The following is a 2645-nucleotide window of genomic DNA, read 5'->3' as shown; positions in this document are numbered from 1 at the left end:
TGCGCAAGCTTACGGGCAATTAGTACCGCTCGGCTGCATGCATCGCTGCACTTCCACCTACGGCCTATCGACGTGGTCATCTCCCACGGCCCTTTAAAGAGATCTCATCTTGTGGCGGGTTTCGCGCTTATATGCTTTCAGCGCTTATCCCATCCCGACTTAGCTACCCGGCGATGCCCCTGGCGGGACAACCGGCGCACCAGTGGTCGGTCCAACCCGGTCCTCTCGTACTAGGGTCAGGTCCACTCAAATCTCTAACGCCCGCAGTAGATAGAGACCGAACTGTCTCACGACGTTCTGAACCCAGCTCGCGTGCCACTTTAATGGGCGAACAGCCCAACCCTTGGGACCTTCTCCAGCCCCAGGATGTGACGAGCCGACATCGAGGTGCCAAACCCCCCCGTCGATGTGAGCTCTTGGGGGAGATCAGCCTGTTATCCCCGGCGTACCTTTTATCCTTTGAGCGATGGCCCTTCCATGCGGAACCACCGGATCACTATGCTCTAGTTTCCTACCTGTTCGACCTGTATGTCTCACAGTCAAGCGCCCTTGTGCCATTGCACTCTGCACACGATTGCCAACCGTGTTGAGGGCACCTTTAGAAGCCTCCGTTACTCTTTTGGAGGCGACCACCCCAGTCAAACTACCCACCACGCACTGTCCCTCGTTAGAGGTTAGGCCCCGATCAAACAAAGGCTGGTATTTCAACAACGGCTCCTCCACGCCTGGCGACGCAGATTCAAAGCCTCCCAGCTATCCTACACATTGTTTGACCAAGGTCAATACGAAGCTATAGTAAAGGTGCACGGGGTCTTTTCGTCCCACTGCGGGTAACCGGCATCTTCACCGATACTACAATTTCACCGAGATCATGGTTGAGACAGTGCCCAGATCGTTGCACCATTCGTGCAGGTCGGAACTTACCCGACAAGGAATTTCGCTACCTTAGGACCGTTATAGTTACGGCCGCCGTTTACCGGGGCTTCAGTTCAATGCTTCACCTTGCGGCTGACATCTCCCTTTAACCTTCCGGCACCGGGCAGGTGTCAGGCCCTATACGTCATCTTTCGATTTGGCAGAGCCCTGTGTTTTTGATAAACAGTCGCCTGGGCCTATTCACTGCGGCTCCCCCGGAGGGGAGCGACGCTTCTCCCGAAGTTACGCGTCCATTTTGCCTAGTTCCTTAACCATGAATCTCTCGAGCGCCTTAGAATTCTCATCCCGACCACCTGTGTCGGTTTACGGTACGGGCCGCATATCTCGCTTTTCTTGGAGGCAGTGCCGCTGGATTATCGACGCGGCCGTGGCCTTGTCGTACTATCGCTTGCGCTTCAACGTGCTATTCCGTCAGCACGCACCAACTAAACTGCCCCGTCACTTTTAGTGATATGCGGGTAGCGGAATATTAACCGCTTGTCCATCCACTGCCCCTTCCGGGTTCGTGTTAGGTCCCGACTGACCCCCGGCTGATTAGCATGGCCGGGGAAACCTTGGTCTTTCGGCGTGCGGGTTTCTCGCCCGCATTATCGTTACTTATGCCTACATTTTCGTTTCTGTACGCTCCAGCACACCTCACAGTGCACCTTCGGCGCCGAACAGAATGCTCCCCTACCCATCTTTCGATGCCATAGCTTCGGTAATGTGCTTATGCCCGATCATTATCCATGCGGGACCGCTCGACCAGTGAGCTGTTACGCACTCTTTAAATGAATGGCTGCTTCCAAGCCAACATCCTGGCTGTCTAAGCAGTCCCACCGCGTTTTGTCAACTTAGCACATATTTGGGGACCTTAGCTGATGGTCCGGGTTCTTTCCCTCTCGGACATGGACCTTAGCACCCATGCCCTCACTGCCCTGAAACATTATATAGCATTCGGAGTTTGTCAGGAATTGGTAGGCGGTGAAGCCCCCGCATCCAATCAGTAGCTCTACCTCTATATAACTATCAGAACGCTGCACCTAAATGCATTTCGGGGAGTACGAGCTATTTCCGAGCTTGATTGGCCTTTCACCCCTACCCACAGGTCATCCCAAGACTTTTCAACGTCAACGGGTTCGGTCCTCCACTATGTGTTACCACAGCTTCAACCTGCCCATGGGTAGATCGCACGGTTTCGCGTCTACTACTACCGACTAAAGCGCCCTGTTCAGACTCGCTTTCGCTACGGCTGCGCACCTGAAGTGCTTAACCTTGCCGGTAAAAGTAACTCGTAGGCTCATTATGCAAAAGGCACGCCGTCATCCCGATAAATCGGGACTCCGACCGCTTGTAGGCGTATGGTTTCAGGGTCTGTTTCACTCCGTTGTTCACGGTTCTTTTCACCTTTCCCTCACGGTACTGGTTCACTATCGGTCTCCCAGGAGTATTTAGCCTTGGCGGATGGTCCCGCCGGATTCACACAGGGTTTCACGTGCCCCGCGCTACTCAGGATACCACTATCTTTAACGCTCCTTGCCCGTACGGGACTGTCACCCATATCGTGCAGCTTTCCAACTGCTTCCGGTTCGTCGCGCAAAGAACATTGTGGTCCTACAACCCCGTCATTGCCGGAACAACAACGGTTTGGGCCGATCCGATTTCGCTCGCCACTACTCTCGGAATCACTCTTGTTTTCTCTTCCTCCGCCTACTTAGATGTTTCAGTTC

General features: G+C 54.1%; 1 rRNA gene. It reads right to left on the bottom strand.

Annotated features, from left to right (window positions below):
* Positions 1-2645, bottom strand: a 23S ribosomal RNA gene (locus PMG25_RS09425); the annotation flags it as partial.

It is taken from the genome of Roseofilum capinflatum BLCC-M114, from assembly GCF_030068505.1.
GTDB lineage: Bacteria > Cyanobacteriota > Cyanobacteriia > Cyanobacteriales > Desertifilaceae > Roseofilum > Roseofilum capinflatum.
Note: the sequence above shows the minus strand (reverse complement) of the source record. Positions and strands in the feature narration are given on the sequence as shown.